The sequence below is a fragment of the Streptomyces sp. NPDC088706 genome (genome assembly GCF_044752765.1).
GTDB lineage: Bacteria > Actinomycetota > Actinomycetes > Streptomycetales > Streptomycetaceae > Streptomyces.
Genome location: NZ_JBIVLW010000017.1, coordinates 114,023 through 137,313 on the forward strand (window position 1 = coordinate 114,023; position 23,291 = coordinate 137,313).

General features: G+C 69.2%; 23 protein-coding genes and 2 pseudogenes. 8 read left to right on the plus strand and 17 right to left on the minus strand.

Going from position 1 to position 23,291, the window contains the following annotated elements:
- Positions 1-158 precede the first annotated feature (158 nt).
- Together ACIQAK_RS28255 and ACIQAK_RS28260 are read left to right on the plus strand one after the other, a co-directional pair.
- The gene (locus tag ACIQAK_RS28255) at positions 159-623 is read left to right on the plus strand and encodes a hypothetical protein (RefSeq protein ID WP_366391756.1); all 465 of its coding nucleotides are present in this window, start codon (positions 159-161) and stop codon (positions 621-623) included.
- 426 nt (positions 624-1,049) lie between these two features.
- Positions 1,050-1,436: a hypothetical protein gene (locus ACIQAK_RS28260; protein WP_366391755.1), complete on the plus strand. Its 387-nt coding sequence runs from the start codon at positions 1,050-1,052 to the stop codon at positions 1,434-1,436.
- Positions 1,437-1,483: 47 nt separating this feature from the next.
- Here the strand turns inward: ACIQAK_RS28260 and ACIQAK_RS28265 are convergent, their stop codons facing one another.
- Positions 1,484-1,771, minus strand: coding sequence for a hypothetical protein (locus tag ACIQAK_RS28265; RefSeq protein WP_366391842.1), 288 nt, complete (start codon positions 1,769-1,771; stop codon positions 1,484-1,486).
- Between the two features lie 91 nt (positions 1,772-1,862).
- On the opposite strand from ACIQAK_RS28265, the gene ACIQAK_RS28270 reads away from it, so the two are divergent.
- Complete coding sequence (locus ACIQAK_RS28270) at positions 1,863-2,522, plus strand: helix-turn-helix transcriptional regulator (RefSeq protein ID WP_366391754.1); 660 nt, start codon at positions 1,863-1,865, stop codon at positions 2,520-2,522.
- Positions 2,519-4,128, plus strand: a pseudogene (locus tag ACIQAK_RS28275) (tyrosine-type recombinase/integrase). Before ACIQAK_RS28270 ends, ACIQAK_RS28275 begins: the two are co-directional and overlap by 4 nt.
- Positions 4,129-4,216: 88 nt before the next feature.
- Here the strand turns inward: ACIQAK_RS28275 and ACIQAK_RS28280 are convergent.
- The 13 genes and pseudogenes from ACIQAK_RS28280 to ACIQAK_RS28340 form a co-directional block, all read right to left on the minus strand.
- A pseudogene (locus ACIQAK_RS28280) lies at positions 4,217-4,507 on the minus strand (IS5/IS1182 family transposase); the annotation flags it as partial.
- 106 nt (positions 4,508-4,613) lie between these two features.
- On the minus strand, positions 4,614-5,828 hold the full coding sequence (locus ACIQAK_RS28285) for a cytochrome P450 (RefSeq protein WP_366391753.1): 1,215 nt from the start codon (positions 5,826-5,828) through the stop codon (positions 4,614-4,616).
- A 148-nt stretch (positions 5,829-5,976) separates the two neighbouring features.
- On the minus strand, positions 5,977-6,285 hold the full coding sequence (locus tag ACIQAK_RS28290; RefSeq protein WP_366391752.1) for a hypothetical protein: 309 nt from the start codon (positions 6,283-6,285) through the stop codon (positions 5,977-5,979).
- Positions 6,282-7,277, minus strand: coding sequence for an LnmK family bifunctional acyltransferase/decarboxylase (locus tag ACIQAK_RS28295; protein ID WP_366391751.1), 996 nt, complete (start codon positions 7,275-7,277; stop codon positions 6,282-6,284). The genes ACIQAK_RS28290 and ACIQAK_RS28295 overlap by 4 nt, the downstream gene beginning before the upstream one ends.
- Before the next feature lie 92 nt (positions 7,278-7,369).
- The gene (locus ACIQAK_RS28300) at positions 7,370-8,299 is read right to left on the minus strand and encodes an MBL fold metallo-hydrolase (RefSeq protein ID WP_366391750.1); all 930 of its coding nucleotides are present in this window, start codon (positions 8,297-8,299) and stop codon (positions 7,370-7,372) included.
- Between the two features lie 67 nt (positions 8,300-8,366).
- Positions 8,367-8,813 (minus strand): nuclear transport factor 2 family protein, encoded by a 447-nt coding sequence (locus ACIQAK_RS28305; RefSeq protein ID WP_366391749.1) that lies wholly within the window; start codon positions 8,811-8,813, stop codon positions 8,367-8,369.
- Positions 8,810-9,625 (minus strand): nuclear transport factor 2 family protein, encoded by an 816-nt coding sequence (locus ACIQAK_RS28310; RefSeq protein WP_366391748.1) that lies wholly within the window; start codon positions 9,623-9,625, stop codon positions 8,810-8,812. The genes ACIQAK_RS28305 and ACIQAK_RS28310 overlap by 4 nt, the downstream gene beginning before the upstream one ends.
- A gap of 80 nt (positions 9,626-9,705) precedes the next feature.
- Positions 9,706-10,497 (minus strand): SDR family NAD(P)-dependent oxidoreductase, encoded by a 792-nt coding sequence (locus ACIQAK_RS28315; protein WP_366391747.1) that lies wholly within the window; start codon positions 10,495-10,497, stop codon positions 9,706-9,708.
- Entirely contained in the window at positions 10,494-11,528 is a 1,035-nt protein-coding gene (locus ACIQAK_RS28320) for a beta-ketoacyl synthase N-terminal-like domain-containing protein (RefSeq protein WP_366391746.1), read from the minus strand. The genes ACIQAK_RS28315 and ACIQAK_RS28320 overlap by 4 nt, the downstream gene beginning before the upstream one ends.
- A complete protein-coding gene (locus ACIQAK_RS28325) occupies positions 11,525-12,721 on the minus strand; it encodes a beta-ketoacyl-[acyl-carrier-protein] synthase family protein (RefSeq protein ID WP_366391745.1) in 1,197 nt (398 codons plus the stop codon). The genes ACIQAK_RS28320 and ACIQAK_RS28325 overlap by 4 nt, the downstream gene beginning before the upstream one ends.
- 300 nt (positions 12,722-13,021) lie before the next feature.
- A complete protein-coding gene (locus tag ACIQAK_RS28330) occupies positions 13,022-13,639 on the minus strand; it encodes a sulfotransferase family protein (RefSeq protein ID WP_366391744.1) in 618 nt (205 codons plus the stop codon).
- An 895-nt stretch (positions 13,640-14,534) separates the two neighbouring features.
- Positions 14,535-15,323: a calcium-binding protein gene (locus ACIQAK_RS28335; RefSeq protein WP_366391743.1), complete on the minus strand. Its 789-nt coding sequence runs from the start codon at positions 15,321-15,323 to the stop codon at positions 14,535-14,537.
- 40 nt (positions 15,324-15,363) lie between these two features.
- On the minus strand, positions 15,364-17,181 hold the full coding sequence (locus ACIQAK_RS28340; RefSeq protein WP_366391742.1) for a class I SAM-dependent methyltransferase: 1,818 nt from the start codon (positions 17,179-17,181) through the stop codon (positions 15,364-15,366).
- A 566-nt stretch (positions 17,182-17,747) separates the two neighbouring features.
- Here ACIQAK_RS28340 and ACIQAK_RS28345 point away from each other — a divergent pair.
- Positions 17,748-18,077, plus strand: a complete 330-nt coding sequence (locus ACIQAK_RS28345) for a hypothetical protein (protein ID WP_366391741.1) — start codon at positions 17,748-17,750, stop codon at positions 18,075-18,077.
- Between the two features lie 80 nt (positions 18,078-18,157).
- Positions 18,158-19,327 carry a cytochrome P450 gene (locus ACIQAK_RS28350; protein WP_366391740.1) on the plus strand — a complete coding sequence of 390 codons (1,170 nt, stop codon included), beginning with the start codon at positions 18,158-18,160 and terminating at the stop codon, positions 19,325-19,327.
- A 558-nt stretch (positions 19,328-19,885) separates the two neighbouring features.
- Here ACIQAK_RS28350 and ACIQAK_RS28355 read toward each other — a convergent pair.
- The 3 genes from ACIQAK_RS28355 to ACIQAK_RS28365 all read right to left on the minus strand — a co-directional run bounded on the left by ACIQAK_RS28355 (position 19,886) and on the right by ACIQAK_RS28365 (position 22,167).
- Entirely contained in the window at positions 19,886-20,257 is a 372-nt protein-coding gene (locus ACIQAK_RS28355; protein WP_366391739.1) for an STAS domain-containing protein, read from the minus strand.
- Positions 20,254-21,687: a GAF domain-containing SpoIIE family protein phosphatase gene (locus ACIQAK_RS28360; protein WP_366391738.1), complete on the minus strand. Its 1,434-nt coding sequence runs from the start codon at positions 21,685-21,687 to the stop codon at positions 20,254-20,256. The genes ACIQAK_RS28355 and ACIQAK_RS28360 overlap by 4 nt, the downstream gene beginning before the upstream one ends.
- A gap of 195 nt (positions 21,688-21,882) precedes the next feature.
- A complete protein-coding gene (locus ACIQAK_RS28365; protein WP_366391737.1) occupies positions 21,883-22,167 on the minus strand; it encodes a hypothetical protein in 285 nt (94 codons plus the stop codon).
- Here ACIQAK_RS28365 and ACIQAK_RS28370 point away from each other — a divergent pair.
- Both ACIQAK_RS28370 and ACIQAK_RS28375 read left to right on the plus strand, forming a co-directional pair.
- Positions 22,133-22,873, plus strand: coding sequence for an AAA family ATPase (locus ACIQAK_RS28370; RefSeq protein WP_401849270.1), 741 nt, complete (start codon positions 22,133-22,135; stop codon positions 22,871-22,873). The genes ACIQAK_RS28365 and ACIQAK_RS28370 overlap by 35 nt on opposite strands.
- Before the next feature lie 42 nt (positions 22,874-22,915).
- Positions 22,916-23,291: transposase family protein (locus ACIQAK_RS28375; RefSeq protein ID WP_401849272.1), on the plus strand; the 376-nt coding region annotated here is incomplete at its 3' end.

Here is a 23,291-nt window from a genome sequence, read left to right on the forward strand (position 1 = left end):
GGTCCCCAACCGTACGGTCGGCGGACGGCGCCGTCGAGACCGCTTGCACAACGTGCAAAGCCCTTGCACGACGGGACCGTTGGGCGCTGCTGGGCAGGTCAGTGCGGTGTCCTGGGTGCAGCGCCCCGGACCGCGGGGCCTCGTCCATCGGAGGCATCATGGCAACGGCTGTTGCAACCTCTCTGGTCACCGGCCCGACGACCGGCCCGATCCGTTCTGCGCGGGAGGTCGTGCCGACCGGCCTGTGGGACAAGCAGGTCGGGCTCCTCATGCGCGACTACCCCTACGACTCGGTCATGGCGGCCCGGGTCCTCGGACAGGGCTACGCCTACCTGCTGACCGCGATGAATCACCGGGGCCAGGCCCTAGGACTCGCACCCAGCAAGATCGTCGACATCGGTGTCCACACGATCATCCTGGACACCGTGGCGTACGCCACGCTGTGCGAACGCTTCAACGGCGGACACTTCCTGCACCACGTTCCGGACGTCGACTTCAAGAACGACGGGTCCGTGCTGCGGACGGCGGACCTGATCGCGGCTGACGGCTGGGAGGTCGACCTGCCGCTGTGGTCGGACGCCGCCAACTGCGGCCCCTGCCACCCCGGCAACGACTCGCACTGACTCACCTTGGGCTGAACGCCCCGCCGGGCCCCGCGCCGATTCTGGCCGGGGCCCGACTCACGCGTGGGTGAGATTCCCCGGAGCTGGCCCGGCGGCGGACGGCGCCCGCCAGGATGATGCGGGTGACCACCACCACAGACCTCCTGCATCACTACGGCCGCACCCGTGCCGAACGAGACCGCGCCGTCCCCGACACTTTCCACTGGATCTGGAGCCAAGACAGTGGCCCCGGCCCCGAGCTGTTGGGCGACCTGACGGGCAAAGTCGTCGGAGACCTCGGCGCAGGCACTGCCAGGCAGGCCGCCCACCTCGCGACCCATCATTCCCCCGCCCGGGTTGATGCCGTCGATGCCTCACCCGCGCAGTACGCCATGGCCACCGAGCTGTTCGGCCACCTCGCGCCGCGCCTGCGCATCATCGGGTCCGATGTCGGGGAAGCGTGCACGGACGGCGCCCGACTCGTACGACGTGCTGTACAGCGTCTTCGGCGCCGTCGACTTCACCGATCCGCACGAACTGCTGCCGTCCCTGGCTACAGCACTGCGTCCCGGCGGCCGGCTGGTGTTCTCCACGCTCGCCCACTACCTAGGCGGCGCACCTGCGGCAGCGGACATCGTGCCCGCCGACGTACCGGCAAGAACCCCTGGCGGGGAAGCGACCACGATGCGCCGCTGGGTACTACAGGAACAGGTCTGGACAAAGGTGCTCGACGAGGCCGGATTCACCCGAATCAGCATCGACAGACTGCCGTCGACCACCGACGCGCCGCGCAGCGCGGACACACTGCTCGTGACCGCCGTCCGGCAGGCTTGAGCTGAGGGCCCCGAATGCCGCTGCCCTCGGGCCTGCAGATGAACCTTCTAGGCAACGAGGCTGTGGTGCCCGACCCTGTCATCGTTCCGCTGCCCACTCGCCTGGGGGTACGCAAGGCCCAGCAACTTCGGCAAGTCAGCCGTCACCACCCGGTAAGCGTTGCCTAGACGCAGCACCTTGACCGGGTAGTCCCCCTGCTTAGCGAGTCCGTATCCCGTTGGTCGGCCGATCATCAACGCTCGGTTCGAGGTGTCGAGGTCGATCATGGCAGGGAGAGCAAGCAGCTCGTCGCCCGTCAGCCCTCGTGCTTCACGGGACGAATCGGGTGCCGCCATGGTGTCCTCCGGGGAATACTCCGCGTCACACTGACGCCACATGTGTATCACGGAGTTGCAGCAGCGCTTCTTGGTCACCTAAAGTGTCACCATGACACCTGATCAATGGCCGACAGCGTTCACCGGTCGAATCGCCAGGCGGTTGCGGGACTCGCGCAAGGCCGCCGGCCTCACCATGGCCGAGGTTGCTCAGGGCTGTGCCGAACGCGGCTTGCCGGGGTTCACCGAGCACTCGATGAAGAATCTGGAGTCCGGGCGTAAGACGAGCATCACCGTCGCGGAGGTCGTCGTGCTGGCTGACGTCCTGGGCGTGCCGCCGGTGACTCTCCTCTTCCCGCTCGGATCCTCAGCCACGGTCGAGGTCCTCCCCGGTCGCGAAGTCTCCACCTGGGATGCGGTCGCATGGTTCACCGGCGAGTCGCCCTTGGTCGAGCCCGCTCCCGATGGTTCCGCTCGGGACCTCCTCGACCTCTTCCGGCAGCACGGTGACCTGGTGGCTGCCGCGATGTCTTCCAACTCCGCGGCCAGGGAGAGGCGGCGGGCGGCCGGCACCACCCTGGACCGGGCCCGCAGAGCCACCCTCCTGCAGCGCGCCGAGGGCTACGAGGAGCACGCGTTCGAGGACTGCCAGGAACTGCGCACCTTCCGTGGCCGTATGCGCGACCGCGACCTGGCCCCTCCGCCTCTGCCTGACGAGCTGGCCTTCGTCGACCAGCCCGAAACACCGACCGCTTCGGAGGACAGCGAGTGAAGAACGGCAACCTCATACGACGGTGCCGCTGCACGGACCCGAAGTCCAAAAAGGAGTACGGCGCTTCCTGCCCCAAGCTCAAGTCCTCGCGCCGACATGGCACCTGGACCGCCGTTCAGGAACTCGAACCCGCTCAGGACGGCCGTCGCAGGCGGTTCCGTCGTGGCGGCTTCGAGACCTCCAGCAAGGCCCAGGAGGAGCTGGACAAGGTCCGTGCCCTCATGGCCTTTCCCGAGGAAGACGACGCCTGGGGCAAGACAGATCAGCGACCTCGTGGAGAACTGCGTCAAGGACAAGGACAAGGACCCGGTCCCGGACTACGACGAGACCCGCCGTCGCTTCAAGACCGGGCAGTCCCTGAACTCCAAAGTCACCGTGGCGGAGTGGCTCGACACCTGGTTGGCGGGGCGCAAGCGCCTGCGGCGCGGTGGGGCGGCTCGCTACGAATGCGATATCCGCGTCCACCTGAAGCCCCATCTCGGTCACCTGCGCCTCGACAAGCTCCGCGTCCACCACATCGACTCGATGTTCGACGCGATCAACGAGCGCAACATCGAAGTCCAGGAACAGAACGCCCAGCGGCGCGTAGTACGCGACGACCTCAAGGCTACGCCGAACAAGGGGGCCGAGAACCGCGCCCGACGCCACTGGCTTCGGGCTCAGCTCGACGCGATGCCCCCCTTCCGACGGGTCACCGGACTCAACACCCAGCCGCACATCAGGGACACCCTCCGCGCCGCGCTCACCATTGCCATCTCCCAACAGGTGATGCCGGACTTCAACCCTGCGGCACACGTCGAGTTGCTGCCGGGTACGAAGCCGAAGGCCCTCGTCTGGAGCGATGAGCGCATCGCACGCTGGAAAGAGACCGGCGAGAGGCCCTCACCGGTCATGGTCTGGACCCCCGAGCAGACGGCAACGTTCCTCGACTTCGTCGAGCACGACCGCCTGTACGTGCTCTGGCGGCTGATCGCCTTTCGGGGCACACGGCGCGGCGAAAGCTGCGGCGTCCGCTGGGAAGATCACTCGACGAAGGCGCGCTCGCTCGCCATTGCCACCCAGCTTGCGCAGGACGGCTGGGAGGTTCACGAGGGCGCCCCGAAGACCGACAGCGGCATTCGCCTGATCGCACTCGATGAGGAGACGAACCAGGACCTCCTGTCTCACAAGGCCCGTCAGCAACGGGAGCGGGAGGCGTGGGGCGAGGGCTGGCAGGACACTGGTCGGATCTTCACCCAGGAGGATGGCTCCCTTCTTCACCCTGGCAAGGTCAGCGACCTTTTCGAGCGTCTGGTCGAAGCCGCTGGCCTTCCTCCGATCCGGCTCCACGACCTTCGCCACGTCGCAGCGACGCTGATGCTCGCCGCCGGGGTCGACATCAAGGTGGTCTCCGAGACACTCGGACACACGGATCACCCGGGACATCTACCAGTCGGTCCTGGACGATCTCGCTCGTGACGCCGCCGAGAAGGTTGTACAACTCGTGCCGCACGCCCGGAGGCCCTTGGCTGCGGTGAAGGACGGGGAGCCGACGGCCTCTCCCCGTCGGCCGAGGATGACGCCTCCCCGCAGAAGCGGCGAGGCCAAGGAAGAACGCTCCGCCTGATTCAGGCGCGAAGGAGCCCCGGTCAGCTGCAATCTGACCGGGGCTCTGGCATGTGGTGAACGTCACCGGCTAGGGCTTGTCCGGTCGATCATGTCCGGAGCCAGATGACGAGGGCTGCTGCGGTGGCCGTGCCGAGGAATACGTAGCCGCGCTTGTCGTATCGGGTGGCGACGGCTCGAGCATTCTTGAGCCGGTTGATGGCCCGTTCGACGGTGTTGCGTTTCTTGTACCGCTCTTCGTCGAACCCCGGCGGGCGCCCGCCTCGTGAGCCTTTGCGCAGGCGGGCCGCCTGGCTGTCGGTCTTCTCGGGGATGGTGTGCCGGATGCCGCGTCGTCGCAGGTAATCGCGGCAGGGTCCACCATCTGTTCGATCAGGGCGGCCTCCTCGAATGCGCGCGCCGCATGAGGAACAGAGCAGCTCGTTGGACGAATCCTCGTTGCGGTACGCCTGGGTGGTGAGTAGGCGGCAGGCAGGTGTCTGGTGGTCACATGGTGACGAGCGAGGTGGTGAGGGGCATGGTGGCCCAGCCGTAGAGGATGTTGTTCAGTGCTCGTCGTGGGGTGGCTTTGGGATCCCTTTGGAGTGTGGGGGTGTGGCGTGCCAGTGCTCTGAGTAGTGCGGTGGCTTCGAGCGTGGCGAGGTGGTTTCCCGCGCAGCGGTGTACGCCGTGTCCCAGGGAGAGGTGTTCGGTGACGCCGGGACGGTGGAGGTTGTAGGAGTCGGCGTCCGGGCCCCATTGGGCCGAGTCGCGGCCGGCAGAGGCGTAGACGACCCAGATCTGGGCGCCTGCCGGGATCGGGGTGCCTCCCACGCGGGTGTCGCGGGTGACGCGTCGGCCGAAGGAGCGAACCGGAGCGGCGTAGCGGAGGGCTTCGGCGTGGGCGGCGGGTGCCAGTCGGTCCGGGGCCGCGCGCATCGCCTGCCATTGGTCGGGGTGGGCGGCGAGCTGGTGGAGGGTGGTGGCGATGGAGTGGACGGTGGTGTCCATGCCGGCGACGGTGTAGGCGATCATCAGGGCCACGCCTTCGGCTTCGGAGACCTCGCCGCGGTCCACGGCGGTGAAGATGGCGGCCATCCAGCTGTTCGGGGCGACGTTGTCGCGGGTGACGGAGGCGCTCAGGTGGTCGCGCATGGCCCGGGTGAGTGGAAGTCCGGCGCGGGTGCGGTCGTTGTCGGGGCCGAAGCTGGTCAGTGTGGCGTCGGACCAGGTGTGAAGGTAGGGGTGGCTTTCGGCGGACAGTCCCATCAGTTCCAGCACTACGTCGGACACCAGGACCATGGCCAGGTCGTTGACGGCGTCGAAGGCACCGTGCGCCACGACTTCCTGTGCCAGCCGGTCGGCGCGTTCCTCCACCGAGTTCTGTAGTCGGGCGATCGCCCGGGGTGCGAGCTGGGCGGAGAGTACGCGTCGCAGCCGGGCATGGCGGGCACCGTCGGCAGCGAGCACGGCTTCGGAGAGGAAGGTGCGTTGAGCGGTCTCATTGAGTGCTAGGCCGCCGTGGGAGGTGAAGGTTTCTGCATCGGCCAGCACCGCCTTCACGTCGGCGTGCCGGGTGATGGCCCACACGCCGTGCCGGGTGAGGTGGACGGCGGGACCCAGTGCGCGCAGCGTGGCGTAGGCGGGGAAAGGGTCGGCCAATACGTCGTCGGCGAACAGGTCGAGATCGCTGCTGACGGTCGATGTTGCGATGCCGGGCATGGGGAGCTCCTAAGGGGTTTGCCGGGGGCCGGTCGCAGGGGGCCGGGGGTTTCCGGCTTCGCGCCGGTGGCGCGTGCGGCGGGCGTGGGCGACGGCGGAGGGCCACAGCAGCCGTCGGGGCGGGAGGAGGCCGGGTCGGGGAGGTCCGTCACCGGAGGGTCTCCCCGCTCGGTCCCGGGCCCGGTGTGCCGGTCTGGGTGACCGGATCGCGGGCGACGGCCTCCGCGATCCGCTCGGTCAGTTCGCGCACGGTGGCGGTCCGTCCCCAGCCCTCGCCCAGCAGGGGCAGGCCGAGGCGTTCGGCGGTGATCTGGAGGATTTCCACCTGGTCGACGGAGTCAGCGCCGATCTCGTCCCAGGTGGTGTGCTCGGTGAGGAAGGTGAGGTCGAGGCCGGGCAGCACCACGCCCACCGCCTCACGCACCAGCCGAGTCACGTCCGGGCGGCCGGATGTCATGGGATCACCCTTTCGGTGGAGGTGGTAGCGGGAGTCGGTCCGGCCGGGACGGCCGGTGGTTCCGGCAGACGCAGCCGTACGGCCGCGACCGCCACCAGCCGGTCTTCCCCGGCCCGGCGTACGGTCACCTCCCCGGTCTCCCGGCGGGGATCGGCTTCGTCCCGCCACAGTCGCGCGGTCAGGGTCAGTTCCGTGCCGGGGTCGGCGTTGGCGGCGTACAGCAGGCGGTGGTCGAGCAGGCAGCGGTCGACGAAGCCGCGGTCGTCCCGCTCCAAGGTGTGCCACAGGCGCAGCAGCGCGGTGTCCACCAAGGAGAAGTAGCTTGCGAAGTAGAGCAGTCCGGCCCCGTTGAGGTCCCGGGCCGCGTCGACGCGGTACGCGCTGCCGTGGACCGCGCCGAGTGGGCGGTGGCCCGGTATGCCCCCGGGGTGAAAGGAGGCCGCTCGGCGCGCGGCGGTGCAGTCGGCGCGCGGGGAGAAGCGGGCGGGTAGCGGGGGCAGCGCGTCGGCACGGAAGCCCACCGGTGTGGCCGAGACCAGATGGTCGTTGCCGGCCGGACGGCTGCGGGTGACCCACCGGTTGTAGGTCTCCACGTAGAAGCAGTGCGGTCGGGGCCGCTCGTACGCCTCCTCCGGCTCCAGCGCACCGCCCGGCGCCGCCCCGTCGAGGGCGATCCGGTGGAGGGTCAGCAGGGACTCGCCGCCGAGGGTGAACACCCGTGAGGTCAGCTCCAGCCGGTCGCCGAAGGCGAGGAGGTAGGGATGGGCTCCGGGGGCGCCGCGCACGCGGTAGTACTGGAAGGCGAGGTAGACCGGCTGTCCGGTGGCGGTGCGGGCGCGGTACGGATCGATGCCGCAGGCGTGGCCGACGGCGTCCCACGTCCAGTCACCGGCCCGGCCGAAGAACAGCCCGCCCGGACCGCACATGGACGGGGTCACCACGATCTGTCTTCCGTCGGGCGGCGGGCGGAGGGTGGGAACGGACTGGGACACGTGGGGTCCTTCCGTGCCGGAGGGGGCCGGCGGGCTCTCGGGCGGCGGGCTGGTCCTGTCCGGTCCGCGTCGGGCGGGTGGGACGGTCCTGTTCACGCGTGGCACGGTGGGGTGCGGCCGCCGGCCAGCGCGACCACGTCGCGCAGGGCTTGGGGCACGTCGATGGGCGCGTACGGGTCGCCGCCGGCCTCCTCGGCGTAGGCACGGTGCAGGTTGGCGACGAGCCGTTCGGGGTTGAGCAGGTTCGCGTACGGGCCCGGGTCGGTGGCCCGGGCCTGTTCCAGCGGGGTCCGGCCGGCGGCGAGGCCGCGGCGCGCCCCTTCCCGTACGGATTCGAGGTAGGCGATGTCGCGGTGCAGGATCTCCGGGCCGCCCGGCGGTCCGTGCCCGGCGACCACCACGGCCGGGTCCAGACGGGTCATCGCCCGCAGCGCGTCCAGGGTGCCGGTGAGTGAGCCGTCCACGCAGTAGGGGGTGGCGCCGGAGAAACAGATGTCCCCGGTGAACAGCACCCGGGTCTCCGGGTCCCAGACGACGGTGTCGTTGTCGGTGTGCGCGATGCCCGGGTGGTGGAGGTGGAGCGGACGGCCCGCGGCGGGGAGTGTCATGCGGTCGTCGTAGACGTGGTCGGCGGGTTTGGGCACGATCTCGCCCCAGTCCACCTCCGGCCATACCTCCTGGACCATGAAGGCGGCTTCGGCCATCGCACCGGGCGTGGCGCGGTGCGCGACGACGGTGGCGTCCGGGGCAGCGGTGCGGTTGCCGAAGGTGTGGTCGGCGTGGTGGTGGGTGTTGATCACCGTGGTCACCGGCAGGGAGGTGAGACGGGCCACGGCGGTTCGCAGCGCTCGGGCTCGCGCCACCGTGGCCGTGGTGTCGATGAGGGTGACGGCCTCGTCGCCGACGTAGACGCCGCAGTTGTTGAGGCACCAGCCGCCGTCGGGCTGGAGGTAGGCCCAGCAGCCCTCCGCGAGGGGGACCAGGCGGGGCTCGTCCGAGCGGCGGGACGGGGTGGGCGACATGGGCGACTCCGGTGGGCGGACGGACGAAGGGGACGACCACGTGGGTAGGGGAGTGGCGTGTGCGGGTCTACGACGCCCGGGGCTCGATCGGCGGCGTCTCCCGGACGAAGGGGTCGGAGTGCTGGTGGACGATGCGCCACCGGCCTTCGAGCAGGCGGTACAGCAGGGTCACCCGCCGCTCGGCGGTGGTGCCGGACACCCGGTCGTGCGTGCGCTGTCGCCGCACGACGCACGCGGTTTCCGCCGTGACGACCTCCTGAACGGGCGTCTGTTCGAACACGCCCTGCCAGTCGCGGCACTGAACGGCGATGGCGTCGAAGTGGGCGGCCACGGAGGCCCATCCGGTAGTGATCCCGCCGTAAGCACTCATCAGCGAGATGTCGTCACCGCGGTGCCAGAGCTCCTTGTATGGTTCCGGATCGCCGTTGACGAAGGCGGTGTTGGCGTCCTGGAGCCGTTGGGGCTCGCCGTCCCAGGGAACGGCGGACCGGGGCCCGGTGGGGTCGGTGGTCATGCGGGTGCCTCAGGTGACGGGACGGGCGGGGAAGCGGCGGGCGTCCCGGCGGAGCGGGAGGCGCCGGATGCGCGGAAGGAAAGGTGGGCGGCGGGGTGGTAGTAGCGCCGATCGAAGGTGGCATAGGCACCGACCCGCTGGTGGAACGCCTGGGCTTCCGGCAGATGCATGGCCGCGTCGGCCGCGTGGGTGTTGGTCCAGTGGGCGTGGATGGTGACCGAACGTCCGTCGGGGCTCGGAAGGAGGTCGGCGGTGAGGAAACCCGGCGCGTGCCGGACGACACGGTCGGTGAGGGCGGCCAGGTCGTCCAGGAGGTCGCGCCGGCGGCGCGGGTCGGTGGTGAAGACGGCGATGACGACGACCGTCTCGGCGGGTGCGGCCGGGGGTGCGGGCACCCCGGCGAAGAAGTGGTCCGCAGCGGCCCAGTCGGCGCAGTGTTCCCAGTGCTCGGCCGGGCGCCCGCCGGTGAACCGCCACACCCCGCAGATGTCCGTGTCCAGCCGGTGGCCGTCGCGGTGGGCGGTCAACCGGCCGATGACGGTGCCGAAGCTGTCGTCGGCGCTGATCCGGTGCGGGACCAGTCGCAGGGTTCCCGGCGCGGCGGCCCACAGGGCTGCCTGGCGGGTGAGGACCGCGTCCCGTCCGGTCCAGGTGCCGGCCAGCAGCGGTGCGGTGCCGTGGGAGTGCAGCCGGATGTCATTTGCGGCGTACCGGGCCAGCAGCGTCATGTCGGCGTAGAGCGCGCGCAGAAGGGTGGCGTGGGGGTGCTCGCCGCCGGCCGGGGACCGTCCGGCGGCGGGATCGGGGGGCATGGACTGCAGCAATGTGGTCTCCCTGGGGAGAAGGGGGAGGCAAGACGCCCCCCGGGGTGCGAACGGCGGCGGAACGCGGGTCAGTACGTGCCCAGGCCGCCGCAGACGTTCCACGCCTGTCCGGTGACGGCGTCGGTGGGGGCGGCGGCGAGGAAGCCCACGGTCTCGGCCACTTCCTCGGCGGACAGGTGCCGTCCGAGGGGCACCAGGGCGTTGCGGCGCCGCAGCACCTCCTCGGGACTGCCGCCGGTGAGGGCGGTGAGCGCTTCGCGCACGCCGGTACTCATGTCGGTCTCGACCAGTCCGGGGCAGACGGCGTTCACCGTGACCCCGGTGCCCGCGAGTTCGACGGCGAGGGTCCGGGTCATGCCGAGGACGCCGTGCTTGCTCGCGGCGTAGGCCATGCCCATAGGGGCGGCCTGTTTGCCCGCGGTGGAGGCGATGTTGACCACCCGCCCCCAGCCGCGTTCGAGCGCGCCACCGCGTGCCAGCCAGGCCCGGGTGGTCAGGAAGCTGCCGGTCAGGTTGACTGCGATGATCTCGTCCCAGTCCTGCGGGCGTGTGTCGCGTCCCGGGGCGATCCGGGTGATGCCGGCGCTGTTGACCAGGATGTCGCAACCGTGGTGGCGGGCGAGAAGCCGATCGAAGAGGAGGTCGACCGCCCGGGAGCTGCGCACGTCAACGACTAGGCCGTCCACGTCGGTCGGTCCGGTGGCGGACATCCGCTCTGCGGCACGATCAGCACCCTTCTGGGTCGTGGCCGTGATCACCACGGTGGCGCCCAGGCGCGCCAGTACGGCCGCGCTGGCCAGGCCGATGCCTCTGCTGCCCCCGATGACCAGGGCGGTGCGTCCCGTCAGTGGCAGACTCATGCGTGGTCCTCCGCGGGGTCGGCGTGCTCGATGGCCCTCGCCAGGGCGGGTGAGGGCTCGGTGGCATCCGTTATGGAACCCGGAGCGGCGCCCGCGTCGGTGGTTTCACTGCTGTGCGGCAGGACGGTCACCCGGTAGCCCCCGCCCAGGTCGGCGTCGACGGCCCGTGGGGCCGCGCACGCGGTAGCGTCCCGGTCCTGCCGGCCCCCGGCGGCGCCCCGGTCCTCGGTCACGTCCGCGACCAGGGCGCCGTGGTGTTCGAGAGCGTCGGCGAGCGCGACCGCGTACCCCAACGTTTGTGGCCATCCTGGCGACGGAGCTTCGGCGGGGTCGTACCGCAGATCGCGCAACGTCCCGGGTCCCGTGCGACCGTTCGGAGCCGGAGCCGGGCGGCCGAGCGCGAAGAGAACGGCACCCTCCACCGGCGCGTGCGGGGGCTCTTCCACCGCGCGCAGCGCTTCCGTGACGAGTCGGCCCGACGCCGACTCCACCGCTCCCACCAGTACGCTGTCGACCACGCCGCGCTCCAAGGCGTCGCGGGCCAGCCAGAACGCCTCGCCCAGGGCCGACGGGCCCCCCGTCGTCGTCTTGGCGCGGCCCAGCAGGCCGTGGGCGATGGAGACCTCCCCCTGGGCGGCAGTGGGGAACCAGGCGGTGACGAAGTGCGGATGCACCCAGCGTCCGCCGCGATCGCGCAGGATCGCCAGCTCACGCTCGGCGTAGCTCCAGCCGCCCAGGAGGTTGGCCAGGAAGAGTCCGGTCCGCCCGGGCCTCAGGGCGGGCAGCCGGGCAAGCAGTTCCGCCGCGGCGGTTAGGGCGAGCGCCGTGAAGGGGTCGATGCGTCGTCCGAGCTTCGGCGGGACAGCGGGATGGAGGCATGGATCGCGGTCCAGTCCCCGTACCGCGGGGCCGTCGGCGGAAGTGCCGCGCATCCGTTCGGCGGGTCCGGGCAGCAGCCGGACCAGGTCCAGGACGGTGAGCTCGTCCAGGAGGTCCAGGGTTCGGGGTCCGGCGGCCCCGGCGGGGTTCACGGCAACACCCGCAGGACACAGGCGCTGTGCAGTCCGGAGAAGCCGCTGCTGGTCTTGAGGACGTACTGCGGACTGTGGGGCCGTGGCGTCTCCAGCACCAGGTCGAGGGGCACGTCGAGGGTCTCCTTTACCGTGTTGGCGGTCGGAGGGAGCAGGCCCAGCCGGGTGTAGCCGACCGCTCCCACGACCTCCAGCAGATTGGCGGCGCCCAGCGCGTGACCGGTGACGCCCTTCTGGGCGACGACCGGTATCCGGTGGGCCCGAGGCCCGAACACCTCCTGGAAGGCCGCAGCCTCCGCCGCGTCATTGAACGGGGTCGAGGTGCCGTGCGCGTCCACGCAGTCGATCAGCTCAGGGGAGAGCCCGGCGTCGGCGAGCGCCTGGAGGATCGCCCGGGTGATGTCCTGGCCCGTCGTGCGCAGCGCCGTCATGTGGAAGGCGCTGGAAACCGAACCCCAGCCACACACCTCCATCAGGCCGGGGCGCCCCGCCGCGGCGGCGGTCCCCTCGTCCTCCACGACGAGTGCCGCGGCTCCCTCACCGAGCACGAAACCGTCCCGGTGGCGGGAGAAGGGACAGGACGCCCCGGTCGCCGGGACCTCACGGGCGGAGAGCGCCCCCGCACTGCGGAAGCCCGCCACGACCACCGGCGTGAGCGGCGCGTCCGCAGCCACGACCAGAGCGCGCCGGGAACGGCCTGCGGTGACGGAGTCCACCGCGGCGCCGAGCGCGTCCATGCTCGCGGTGCATCCGGTCGACAGGGTCAAGGGCCGCCCGCCGATGCCCCACACGGCTCGTACATGCCGGGTCAGTAGGTCGAAACCAAGGTCACCGGCGGCCGGGCGATCCCCACGGCGGAAACCTTCCTCCACCTCCGCGAGGCCACCGATCGCGGTGGCGACCACCAGATCCGTCCGCGCCAGTTCGCCGACCGAGAGCCCCGCCTGGCCGATGGCCTCCGCCACGGCACGGGCCGCCAGGGCGACATGGCGCGCTTCACCGGGCCGACCGGGGCCGTCGTCCCCCCGTACCCGATAGCCGATCGGCCGGGAGACGGCCTCGAAGCCCTCTCCGGCCAAAGGCTCCGCCGGAGCGGTCCCCCGCAGCAGCCCCGTCACGTGCAGGGCGGCCGATCCCCCGGCCGGGGACACCACTCCCACACCGGTGATGAATGCTCTGCGTCGCACTGCCATGACACCCCCTGACTCCTCAGGTGCTGCACAACTGAGATCAGTGCGAACATCGGCTAGTAGGGACGGCCAACAGCACGGCATTCAGTTTTGGGCCACGCCCCCGGAGCGTGGGAGGCGGAAGCGACGGCGCACGGAACTGCAAACGTCCAGGGGCCGTGCGCTGGAACAGGCGTGCGTATTGATACTGGGCATGGCTGAGCAACCGCAAAACCGCAGGGGCGGTGCGCTGGCAGTTCTCCGCTGCAGGCGCCCCGCCTGCCGAAGATCACTCCGTGCGGAGACCGGGCTGTCCAGTCGGGCTCATGCCTCCGGCACATGTCGCCTGAGGAAGGAAACACGGTCATTGAGGCGCGGGAAAGGCTCGTCCGGGACCGGCACGCCGAGGAAGGCGCAGAGCGGCTCCCACCCCTTGCTGATCTCATGGACCAGCAACCGGCCCGGTTCGACAGCTTCACGCACCTGAGCCGCATGGTCGGTGAAGACCTGCTTCGCATGGTCTGGCTCACCGAACCGGCCGTCGAACGTGCGCTGCCACACGACGCGCTCGACCACTCGCAGAAGCGGTACAGCCTCGGGCCGCCACGTGCCCGGACGCAATTCACGACCGATGGTGGAGCGAGCACTCTCGTACCACCGGTCAGGGTCCCGGACCGAAAGGATGACGCGCGCGTCCGGGTAGCGGGCGACCAACTCGCGCCAGAACGCGGTGCCCGGCCAGTCGACGGTTGAACGGAAACCGGCGAACAGGGCCTCCCAGTCCGCCTCCTCGCCATCGGCGGCTGCCTCCCACAAGTCCGCCCGTTCGGGGAGCCGCAGCAGATCCGTCATGTGATGACAGGGACCGAACCCCAGCCGCTCCAGAGCGGCTTTGAGAGACGTGCTGCCCGTGCGTCCGAAACCCACTCCAATGATGTCCATCCGCGCTCCTTCTTCCGACCGGTCCTGACACCAGCTCACAGTTTTACCCGGCAACTCGCCCGAAAGGGCCGTACCGTGTGGATTCCTCCCTCGAGGACGCGGACATGCGAGTCGTTGCTGGCACAGTCGTCCGTCTCGGACGGCGTCATCGTCTGCGATGCCGACATCAGCAACATGATCCAAGTGCTTGTCGGCCTGGTCGAGAACGATAAGTTCATGCAGGTCTTTTCCGGGAGGCTCGGCCCTTGTGATGGTGATCTGCGTGTGCGCGGTGCCGGTCACGTGCCCGGCTTGAAAGCGGAACATGGTGAAGACGAGCTGGCTGGACGCCGACGACTCCGACCAGGCCGTGCAGTAGCTGCTGCGGGTCCTGGCCGCGTACGTGCCTGAGGAACTGTGCCGTCCCGGACTCGAGGCGGTGCAGCGGCCGTCGACTCTCCTCGGCGAAGTCCGTAAGCAGCTTTTACTTCGCCATCGGCAGACGCTTGCCCTTGGGCGGCAGGGGACGCCTTCTCGCACTCCACGAGCAGCGCCAGGTCCCGCTCGGGACGGTCACCGGTCAGGTCGAACTGGGCGGCAGCGCGGGTGAGTTCGACCAGCGACGCCTCGACGAAGGCGCCGTTGTCGGCAGCGGGGCGTACCGAGCGGCGGTAGCGGGTGCCGCACTGGTCCGAGCAGTAGAGCCGGCGGCGGCCTCGATCCTAGGGCTCGCGCGTACGTACCTTCGGACTGCGGTGCAGACGTACGGGAGCGAACATGCCGGCCGCGATCGGGCGTCAACACCGGAGGTGGCGCCGGCGCTGATGCCCGGCCGCGCGGCCGGGCATCGACGCGTAGTCATCGCGGACTCGCGGGTTTCCTGTGCTTGCGGGAGGACGGATGATCCTCCCGAGAGTTACTTCACGTCGACGTAATCCGCCGCGGAGGCGACCGCCGGGCTGGTGGACGTGCCGACGAAGGAGTAGCGGAAGTAGCCGTCCGCCGTGGCCCTCGTCGTCGTCCTCACGTTGCCCTTGCTGTCCGTCCTGACGGGCCTGAGGGTCTTGTAGGCGCTGGTGCCCCTCTTCTTGAACTGGAGCGCCACCGGCTGCTTGGCGTAGCCCCCGTACGTGTAGGTCTCCCAGTTGGCGCGGGTCAGAGCACCCGTGACGGTGATCGCCTTGTTCTTCTTCACCGGTTCCGGCGAGGCGTTCACCGTCAGCTTGGCGTTGCGCAGGACCTTCGCCTTCCCGGCGGAATTCTTGGTGTAGTAGTCACCGTCGTTGGCCAGGACATGGGCCCTCACGGTCCAGGTCCCGGTCGTGGTGTTGTCCTGGACACTGCCGCGCGGGCTGATCTTCAGCGTGTGGGTGCAGGTGGTCGTGGTGAAGCTCTGGCGCACGCACTTGCCCGCGATGTTGTCGGGGATCACGAGACCCCAGTAGTCGCCGTTCGGGAGGGGCGTGTGCCCCATGATCGGGAAGGTGTTTCCGGTCTCAATGCCCGAGTTGTCCGTAGCGGTCACCGCGATGGTGAACGTCTTCACCTCCTTGGCCCCCAGGACGATGTTCTTCCCTCCGTTGACGACCACCTTCGTGATCCTGATGTCGCCCGAGAAGTCATCCGCCTGGGCGGCCACCGGAATCGTGAGCGTGGACAGGGCGAGAACCGCGGCGAAGCCCGCCACGGTGGTGCGGTGATGCATGAAAGCGTTTCTCCCGTGCTCCAGCGCCTCAGGAACGTCCTTAAGGCGGGCGGATGATGCCCACCCGGTATGCGGGTGGCACGGACATGACCATCAGGGCGCGCGACTGGTTGCCCATCGATCGCACGGCGCCCTTCGATGACGAGCGCGGCGGGCCCTCGCCGGCGAGAATCGACCCGGTTGGTTGGGGGTGTCGAAGTCGGCAGCGGGCGGACGTATGGCCGCGTACGAGGCGAGGCCGAACGCGTAGCGCCCCTGCTGCCAGGTGTGGTCGCTTGGCAAGGATCCCGGGTACGAAAGCCCGTCGAACCCGTTGGAGCGGTTGATAATGCCGGGCGGGCAGGCGTGCCAGGGAGCCGACCACTGTGCACGTGCCCTTCCGGCTTGCCACGTTGAAGGTCTGATCTTTATTACGGAAGTTCTGCCGCAGCATCAACCGGATTGCCGATTCCTCGTCCGCGGGGGATACGCCCGTGGGCTCGGGAAGGGTCTTCTGTGGCTGATGGTGGTCAGGCGGGGGTGTGTCGGCGGGCGGGGTGACGCGCGCGATCGTGAGGCCGTCAGAGATCGGGAGGATGACGATCTCCACGCGCGGGTCGGCCGCCGCGTGCAGGTTGAAGGCGTGGATCACCGTGGCGCGCGGGGTGGCGTCGGGGTCCAGGACCTGACCGCGGCACAGGACGTTGTCGACGAGAAAGAGGCCGCCGGGGCGCATGCGGGGGACGAGTTCCTCCCAGTAGGCGATGTAGCCCTCCTTGTCCGCGTCGATGAACGCGAGGTCGTACTGCGGAGAAGTGGGCAGGGAGCGCAGCAGGCCGAGGGCGGGCCCGACGTGCGAGGTGATCCGGTCTTCGAGACCGGCCTTGCGCCAAAACGTTTCGGCGACGTCCATGGACTCGCGGCTGATGTCGCAGGTCAGAAGACGGCCGTTCGGTCCCAGACCGCGGGCGATGCACATCGCGGAGTAGCCGGTGAAGGTGCCGATCTCGATAGCCGCCTGGGCTCCGGTCAGGCGCGCGAGCTGCGTCAGCAGGGCCCCTTCCTCCACGGGGACCTGCATCCGGGCCAGCTCGGGGTCCATGTCCTCGGTGTGGGCGCGCAGTTTCCACCCCACGGGGTCGGCGGGCAGCCCGTGCTCGATCAGGTAGTCGTGCAGGGGCGGCGTCAGGGCCACGGCCTTGAGGTGGCTCAGCTCGGGACCGACCGACAGATCGATTTTCCCGGAAGGCTGCTCCACGGCCGGGACGGCCTGCGGGGAGGGCTCCGGAACCCGCCATCCCTCCGGCATGGTGGCGAAGTCGACGAACGACTCACGATCCGCGGTCGCGATGGCCTCCTCGATCTGCTCGTAAAAACCCTTGCCCGCCTCCTGGGAGAACGTGATCGCCGAACCGTCCATAGCGCTGGGTCGCTCCACGTACTCGGCGAACGACGCCTCCCCGGCGCAGCTGTCGTCGTACCCCTTGGCGAACATCTGCTTCACCACGCCGAATCCGTCGTGGCGCACCAGGGTGCTCCCGCGCGGGCGGCACCCCCTCTCCTCCAGACGGGCACGGAAGGCGTCCAGGTCGGTGCAGGCGTAGGCCACGTGCTGGCAGGCGTGGTCACCGTGCCGCTCGACGAACCGGGTCACCTGGGACTGGCCCGCCCGGTCGATGCCCTCCACCAGCGCGATGCCGAAACCGCCGTAGTCGATGCACCAGATCTTCATGCTGCTGTCGGGGTCCTGGGGCCGGACGTCGTCGATCCGGTTGATCAGGGTGCCTCCCTCGATCTCGATGTGGTACCAGGTCCACCGTTCGAGGCTGCCCGCCGCACAGGCGTACGTGATGTGGTCGACCTTCGTCAGTTCAGACACTTCAGCTCCAGGCGCATAGGTTGCCGGGCCCGTCCGGTGCCCGGCAACAGGGAGGTACGCAAGATGACACGCGGAAGGGGCGACGCGCGGACGAAGCCTCCCCCACCGACGGCTCCCCCCTTCCTCGTAACAACAGCGCAGATCACACGTCACTACACGCGTGACGATCACTCGCAGACTCTCGGCAGAAGAGAACAAGCCACCGCCGCGCATCTGGGCCTGCTCCATGGGGAGTTGGACGGTGATGAGCTACCAGGTCAGGCCGGAGAAGAGCCGGCTTCGGTGACCAGGCGGGTGGCTGTCTTGTCGTGATAGCCGGGTGCCTTCGCGATGACGTAGTGGCCTGGAGGACGAGTTGGCGAATCACGGAGATCCTGCCGCGATGCGGAAAAGCACCGATCTTCCGCGGATGGAACTGTTCCCTCACCATCCGTATAGCTCATTCGGGTGGCCTGCCGGCAGATACCCGGCTCCAGTGCAGAAACAGCCCTACGGTACGGGCAGTCATCGGGCCCGCCTCGGACGTTCCGGGCCTCCTTCAACGCTCGCTCACCTCGGGAGGCAACATGCCGCATCGTTCCCGCAAGACCTTCGCCGCCATGCTCGCCGCAGCCGCCTCCCTCGCCTTCACCGGACTGGTCATCAGCGCGCCGACCGGCCATGCGGCCACCACCCCCACGATCGCGCAGTTCTCCCCGCAGGACGACGGCGACGACGAGGAGGACACCACCTGCGACGGCGTCATCGACTGGACGCCGGAAGCCTTCTACCGATCCGGCACCACCGTCCGCCACGGGGACCACCTCTGGCAGACCAATGCTTGGGTCAAGGGCGGAGAAGAGCCCCACGTGGGGTCATCCACCTGGACGATCGTCGCAGATTGCCGTCCCCGTTGAGCGACGACGGCACCTGACCACCACAACCGGCGCACCACCGCTGACCGCCGCCCGGCGGGCATGCGAAAGGAGACCATCGGGTGATCACGCAGATGGGACGGTTCCGACGGGATCCGCTGGGATTCATCGAGGACTTCTCCCGCCGCCATCCGGCCGGTGTGTTCCGCCTTCCGTGGGGTTCTTGGTGCGTAGGCGACACCGACCTGGCGCGCGTCGTGCTGCGTTCTGCGGAGTTCAACTCCGGCCTGTCCCCGTTCTTCGGGACGCTGCTGCCTTCACGGTCGGCCCAGGTCGGTCTCGGCCGCGCCGAACGGGACACGCTGCAGGCCGGTATGCCCCAGTACCGCGCGGCGGTGGCCCGGGAGGTGGACGGACTGCCCGCGGCCAGCCAGTGGCCCGAGGCTGCGGTGGGGCTGGTGTACCGGGGCTTGTCGGACCTGCTGCTCCACCCCGATGCCCCGCCTGGGTTCCGCCGACGGTTGGAGCAAGCCGTCCACGGCGGCCTGATGGCCCGCCGGCCCACCGTACGCCAGCGAGCAGCGGTCGAGGTGCTGCGCAACAGGCTGCGGCCGGCCCTCATCGAACAGGTGGGAGAGCGCCGGAAGGAAACCGTCCGTACCGGCGGGCCTCGTGACGTGCTGGACTCCGTCCTCGACGCGTGCCCTAAGGAGCTCACCGACGAAGCAGTCACCTCGCTGTACCTGCTGCTGTTCCGCTCGCTCGTGGGCGTCACCGGTTACTCGGTGGCGTGGTCGGTACTGCTGGCCGCTCTCCACCACACCCCCCGCGCCCCCTGGCCCTGGCCCGCCGACCGGGTCGTGCGGGAGGCCGCGCGCCACCGCCCCGTGGTCTGGATGGTGGGACGCGCCGTGCCCCGGCCCATGGAATTCGCCGGTCACCCCTTCGAGACCGGGACGGTTCTCTCGGTCAGCCCCTACCTGCTGCACCACGACGAACACCACTGGAACCGTCCCGAGGTCTTCAGACCCGAACGCTGGGACGAACCGGGCGGGCGCGGCTTCTACCTGCCCTACAGCGCCGGCCCGTTCGTCTGCGCCGGAGCGTCCCTCGCCCACGATCTGATCACCGAAGCCGTCAGCGCCCTGACCGCCGACTCTCACCTGACCGTCACCGGGGGCGACACACGCCCGATCGTGACCGACAGCACCACCCCACGCCCTTTCACCCTCCACCGCACCCCCAGGACCCCCCGTCGGCCACCAGCCCGGAAGAAGGTGAACACCCCATGATCACGATGCTCCGGACCGTCTTCAGCAACAAGCCCGCCGCATGGTGGGCCTCCAGCCCGATGCACTGGAACCTCTAGCTCCGGCTCCTGGCCGGGTCGGCCCGTACGGCCGAACAACAGCCGTGCGAGCCGGCCCGACCACTTCGACGGATATCCCTTCCCCATCATCGCGGCGACCTTGCGACCGTGTCCTGGGTGGAAAGGCCGACAGGTCACCGCTGCCCATGATCACGCGGAAATGCTTGAACGGTGCTTATGATCACGCGGAAGCGCTTGGGGAACTGTGAAACCTAGAACCTGCTGTAGGGGTCGCGACTTCTTGAGCACTCAATCCCGCGGGAACACCGGAATCCGCGTCTCATGAGCAGCGCTCGTTCGCGGTGATCTTGAGCAAAATCGCTTGCCGGATCCTGGGCAGCGTTCACTGGCGGTAGTCGGCTCTGGTGTCGGGGTCGCAAGAAGGGTGCGTCCCGCTCGTGGTCGGCCTGGAGCACAACAAGGAGGTCGTAAGCGGCGGGCGGGACGCTCAGCGCGATCAGGAGCGTGCCGTCGGTGGGGGTTAAGCGGTGGCCGTGTCCTGGCTGCGGGTGTGTGCGACGAGGGCGTGCGCGGCGGTCGGGTGGGCGGGCAGCAGGGTGTTTAGGCCGGTGAGGTCCAGCAGCCGCTCAAGGCGGTCAGGGACGGCGGCAAGGACCAGGGTGCCGTCGGCGGTCTTGGCACAGCGGTAGATGCCGACTAGGGCGTTGAAGCCGGAGGAGTCGCAGAAGGTGACGGCTGCGAGGTCCAGGATCAGGTGGCGGTGGCCTTGTTCGATCAGGGCCAGTGCGTGGGCGCGCAGTTCGGGTGCGGTGACTACGTCGAGTTCGCCTGCGATGTGGGCCAGAGCGAGGTCACCGTCGGTGTGCTGTGCGGTGAGACGGAAGGCGGTCACAGGCAGCTCTCCGGCATCTCGCCGGCGGGGGCGATGGTGTGGACGGTGGCGCTGGCGGTGAGGCTGGCCCCAGCATCGGCGAGTGGGACGGACAGGGCCAGCAGGGCGACGTCGTCGCCGGCCCCGTGAGGCGTGGCGTCGAGAAGGGCGACGGTGTCCTCGACGACTGCCGGCGCGCTCACCGGTGCGGTGCGGGCGACCAGGAAAGCGGCCAGGCCCTCTTCGCCGAGCATGCCCCCACCGAGGGTGCGGGCCTCGGTCAGTCCGTCGGTGTACAGCAGCAGTCCTTCGCCTGGGGCGAGGTGGAGGGTGTGGGAGGCGAAGTGCGCCTCAGCGAGGGCGCCGATGAGCATGCCGCCCTTGGGGCGCACCGCCTGTACCGTGGCCTGGCCGCGCAGGTGGTAGACCGGGGGGTGCCCGCCGGTGGCTACCGTGACGGTGAATCCTTCCTTCTCGTGCGGTTCGAACACGCCGAAGACGGCCGTGCAGAACCGGGTACCAACGGCCGGATCGAGCAGCAGCGCCGTGTTCAGCGCGGTGAGCACGGTGTCGGGGTCCGGGTCGATCAGGGCGGCGGCGCGCAGGGTGTAGCGGGTAAGGGAGGTGACGGCGGCGGCCTCGGGGCCCTTGCCGCACACATCGCCGAGGAAGAACGCCCACCTCTTGCCGTCGAGCGGGAAGACGTCGTAGAAGTCGCCGCCGACGTCCTGCGGTGAGGCGGTGGCGTAGTGGCAGGCGAGCTCCAGACCAGGTACCACCGGCAGGGCCGGTGGTAGCAGGGTGCGCTGGAGGGTGGAGGCAAACGCCTGGATGGCAGCCGTGTCACGCTCCGCGCGCTCGCGGGCCTCCTCCTGCTCGACGCGCCGTTCTTGTTCGGTGCGCAGGGCGTTCAAGGCCGCCAGGCGCATCTCCATCTCGTCCAGCACGATCGCGGCCAGGTCAGCGAGGGTGGCAGTGTCGTCCTGGGTGATCAGACGGGGCTTGGTGTCGAGGATGTTGACGGTGCCCAACCGGTGGCCGTCGTGCGTGATGATCGGGGCGGCTGCGTAAAAGCGGACCGCCATAGGTCCGGTGACCAGGGCGTTGTCGCAGGCGACGGGGTCGGTGAGAGTGTCCGGGATTACCAGCGTCTCGTCGGAGAGGATTGCCGAACCGCACAGGCCCGGCTCCCGGCCGATCTCGCTCACGCCGTCCAGGCCGTGGGCCGCCTTGAACCAGATCCGGTCCTCGTCCACGATCGTGACGCTCGCCACCGGCACCTTGAACAGTCGGGCCGCCATCGCCGCGACGCGGTCGAACGCGCCGTCTGGCGGGGTGTCGAGGATGTCGTAACGCCGCACCGCCCCGATGCGACCGGCTTCTTGTGCCGCGCTGAGCGACCGGTGCTGCGGCTTGTCCGCTGGGCCGGTCGTATATCCCGCTTGCGGCATCTGCTGTCCCTCCTTGGCACGCCGTCCTCCTGGCCGAGGACGGAGGCAGCCTAAACCAGTCCTCCAACGGCAAGAAATCCAGGCGTCCCCAGGTGGCCAAGGGAGAATCACAAGTAACCGACGACTACTGAACGTCACCGCTGTCCATGATCGCGCGGGAATGTCCAAACGGTGCTCATGATCACGCGGAAATGCTCACAGAATCGCGGAACCTATATCGAGCCTGTCGGCGGACTCGTGGACGGTAGCGGTGAAGAGGTCCCAGGCGTACGCGGCGGGGTCGGTGCGCAGCATGGTCTGTGACCAGTGGCCGGCCAGTTCACCGAAGGCCCGGCCCACGATGCCATGGGTCTCCGCCTGGGTGATGTGGGCTTCGACGTACGCGCGGTAGGCGGGCTCCTGGAGGGTGTGGAAGGCGCGGAACGCGGCGGGCAGGACGATGCCTATGCCATCGTTGTGCGGCTTCGGCGGCGCGGTCATCCGAAAGCCCCGGCGGAGATGGTGCAGGTGTAGCCCCCTGCGGTTCGGCTGGAGAAAGCGGCCGCGCGTGCGGCGTTCCACAGCCGGCAAGACCACGCTGGCGCGTCTACTCGCAGACGCCTTCGAGGTCCAACTGATCGAGACCACTGCCACCAGCGAATGGTCCCCATATCACGTCGTCGGTGGTTTCCCGCCCAGCCGTCGATGGTGGGCTGAGTGCAACCCATGGCGCAGTTACCCGTGCTGCCCTACAGTGCGCCCAAGTCGTCCGGCAGGACGAAGGAGAGGAATCCGAGGCGGAAGCGGGCGACGAGTCTCTCTCCGGGTACCAGGCTGCTGGCTATTCATCGATGAATTCAACCGAGCCGACATCGATAAAGCGATCGGTTCCTTGTTCACCGTACTGTCCTCTTGCGACGCCCGGCATCTCCAGACGACACCAGTGGAGCTGTGGTTCGAATCCACGCCAGACCGACAGAATCTCTGGGTTCCGGCTCGTTTCCGGATCATCGGGACAATGAACGACCTGGACACTTCCTTCGTCAATCGGATGTCGCAGGGCCTGACCAGACGTTTTCAATTCGTAACTGTAGGGGTGCCCACGGAGCGCGCAAGCACAGATCAACCAATCACTGAGCTTCTTCGAGATGGCCACCGATCGGGTGACGGGCTGCGACCGCAACGAACAGGGCCCCCGAGCTGTTGATCGAGATGTCTGACGTCTCAACAACACTGCTCGGAGGCCCTGTTGGTCATCTATCCTGCCGCACTCGACCTGCCGCATGCGCTCGTGGACTGGGTGACCATGCTCGTCGTCACCCGCGAGGGTGACCGCCGCTGCAAGCTTCGCCCGTCCCAGCGTGCGACGGCGGCACTGGTGTACCTGCGCGAGCACACCACCCTGGCGAAGATCGCGGCCGGGTTCGGGATCAGCGAGTCCACCGCTCACGCCTACACCACCTCGGTCATCCACCTTCTCGCCGAACGCGCCCCGGGCCTACTGAAGGTCCTGCGCGAGACCGATCCCGGCTTCGCCCTGCTGGACGGCACCCTCGCCGAGTGCGACCGGGTCGGCGACGGCCGGGCCGACTACTCCCACAAGCACAAACGGCACGGTGTGAACG

Excerpts from the sequence above, each read along its gene's own strand:
- ACIQAK_RS28255 (WP_366391756.1), top strand. The coding sequence starts at position 159 with ATGGCAACGGCTGTTGCAACCTCTCTGGTCACCGGCCCGACGACCGGC.
- ACIQAK_RS28260 (WP_366391755.1), top strand. The coding sequence starts at position 1,050 with ATGTCGGGGAAGCGTGCACGGACGGCGCCCGACTCGTACGACGTGCTG.
- ACIQAK_RS28265 (WP_366391842.1), bottom strand. The coding sequence starts at position 1,771 with ATGGCGGCACCCGATTCGTCCCGTGAAGCACGAGGGCTGACGGGCGAC.
- ACIQAK_RS28270 (WP_366391754.1), top strand. The coding sequence starts at position 1,863 with ATGACACCTGATCAATGGCCGACAGCGTTCACCGGTCGAATCGCCAGG.
- ACIQAK_RS28285 (WP_366391753.1), bottom strand. The coding sequence starts at position 5,828 with ATGCCCGGCATCGCAACATCGACCGTCAGCAGCGATCTCGACCTGTTC.
- ACIQAK_RS28290 (WP_366391752.1), bottom strand. The coding sequence starts at position 6,285 with ATGACATCCGGCCGCCCGGACGTGACTCGGCTGGTGCGTGAGGCGGTG.
- ACIQAK_RS28300 (WP_366391750.1), bottom strand. The coding sequence starts at position 8,299 with ATGTCGCCCACCCCGTCCCGCCGCTCGGACGAGCCCCGCCTGGTCCCC.
- ACIQAK_RS28305 (WP_366391749.1), bottom strand. The coding sequence starts at position 8,813 with ATGACCACCGACCCCACCGGGCCCCGGTCCGCCGTTCCCTGGGACGGC.
- ACIQAK_RS28310 (WP_366391748.1), bottom strand. The coding sequence starts at position 9,625 with ATGCCCCCCGATCCCGCCGCCGGACGGTCCCCGGCCGGCGGCGAGCAC.
- ACIQAK_RS28315 (WP_366391747.1), bottom strand. The coding sequence starts at position 10,497 with ATGAGTCTGCCACTGACGGGACGCACCGCCCTGGTCATCGGGGGCAGC.
- ACIQAK_RS28325 (WP_366391745.1), bottom strand. The coding sequence starts at position 12,721 with ATGGCAGTGCGACGCAGAGCATTCATCACCGGTGTGGGAGTGGTGTCC.
- ACIQAK_RS28330 (WP_366391744.1), bottom strand. The coding sequence starts at position 13,639 with ATGGACATCATTGGAGTGGGTTTCGGACGCACGGGCAGCACGTCTCTC.
- ACIQAK_RS28335 (WP_366391743.1), bottom strand. The coding sequence starts at position 15,323 with ATGCATCACCGCACCACCGTGGCGGGCTTCGCCGCGGTTCTCGCCCTG.
- ACIQAK_RS28345 (WP_366391741.1), top strand. The coding sequence starts at position 17,748 with ATGCCGCATCGTTCCCGCAAGACCTTCGCCGCCATGCTCGCCGCAGCC.
- ACIQAK_RS28360 (WP_366391738.1), bottom strand. The coding sequence starts at position 21,687 with ATGCCGCAAGCGGGATATACGACCGGCCCAGCGGACAAGCCGCAGCAC.
- ACIQAK_RS28370 (WP_401849270.1), top strand. The coding sequence starts at position 22,133 with ATGCCATCGTTGTGCGGCTTCGGCGGCGCGGTCATCCGAAAGCCCCGG.
- ACIQAK_RS28365 (WP_366391737.1), bottom strand. The coding sequence starts at position 22,167 with ATGACCGCGCCGCCGAAGCCGCACAACGATGGCATAGGCATCGTCCTG.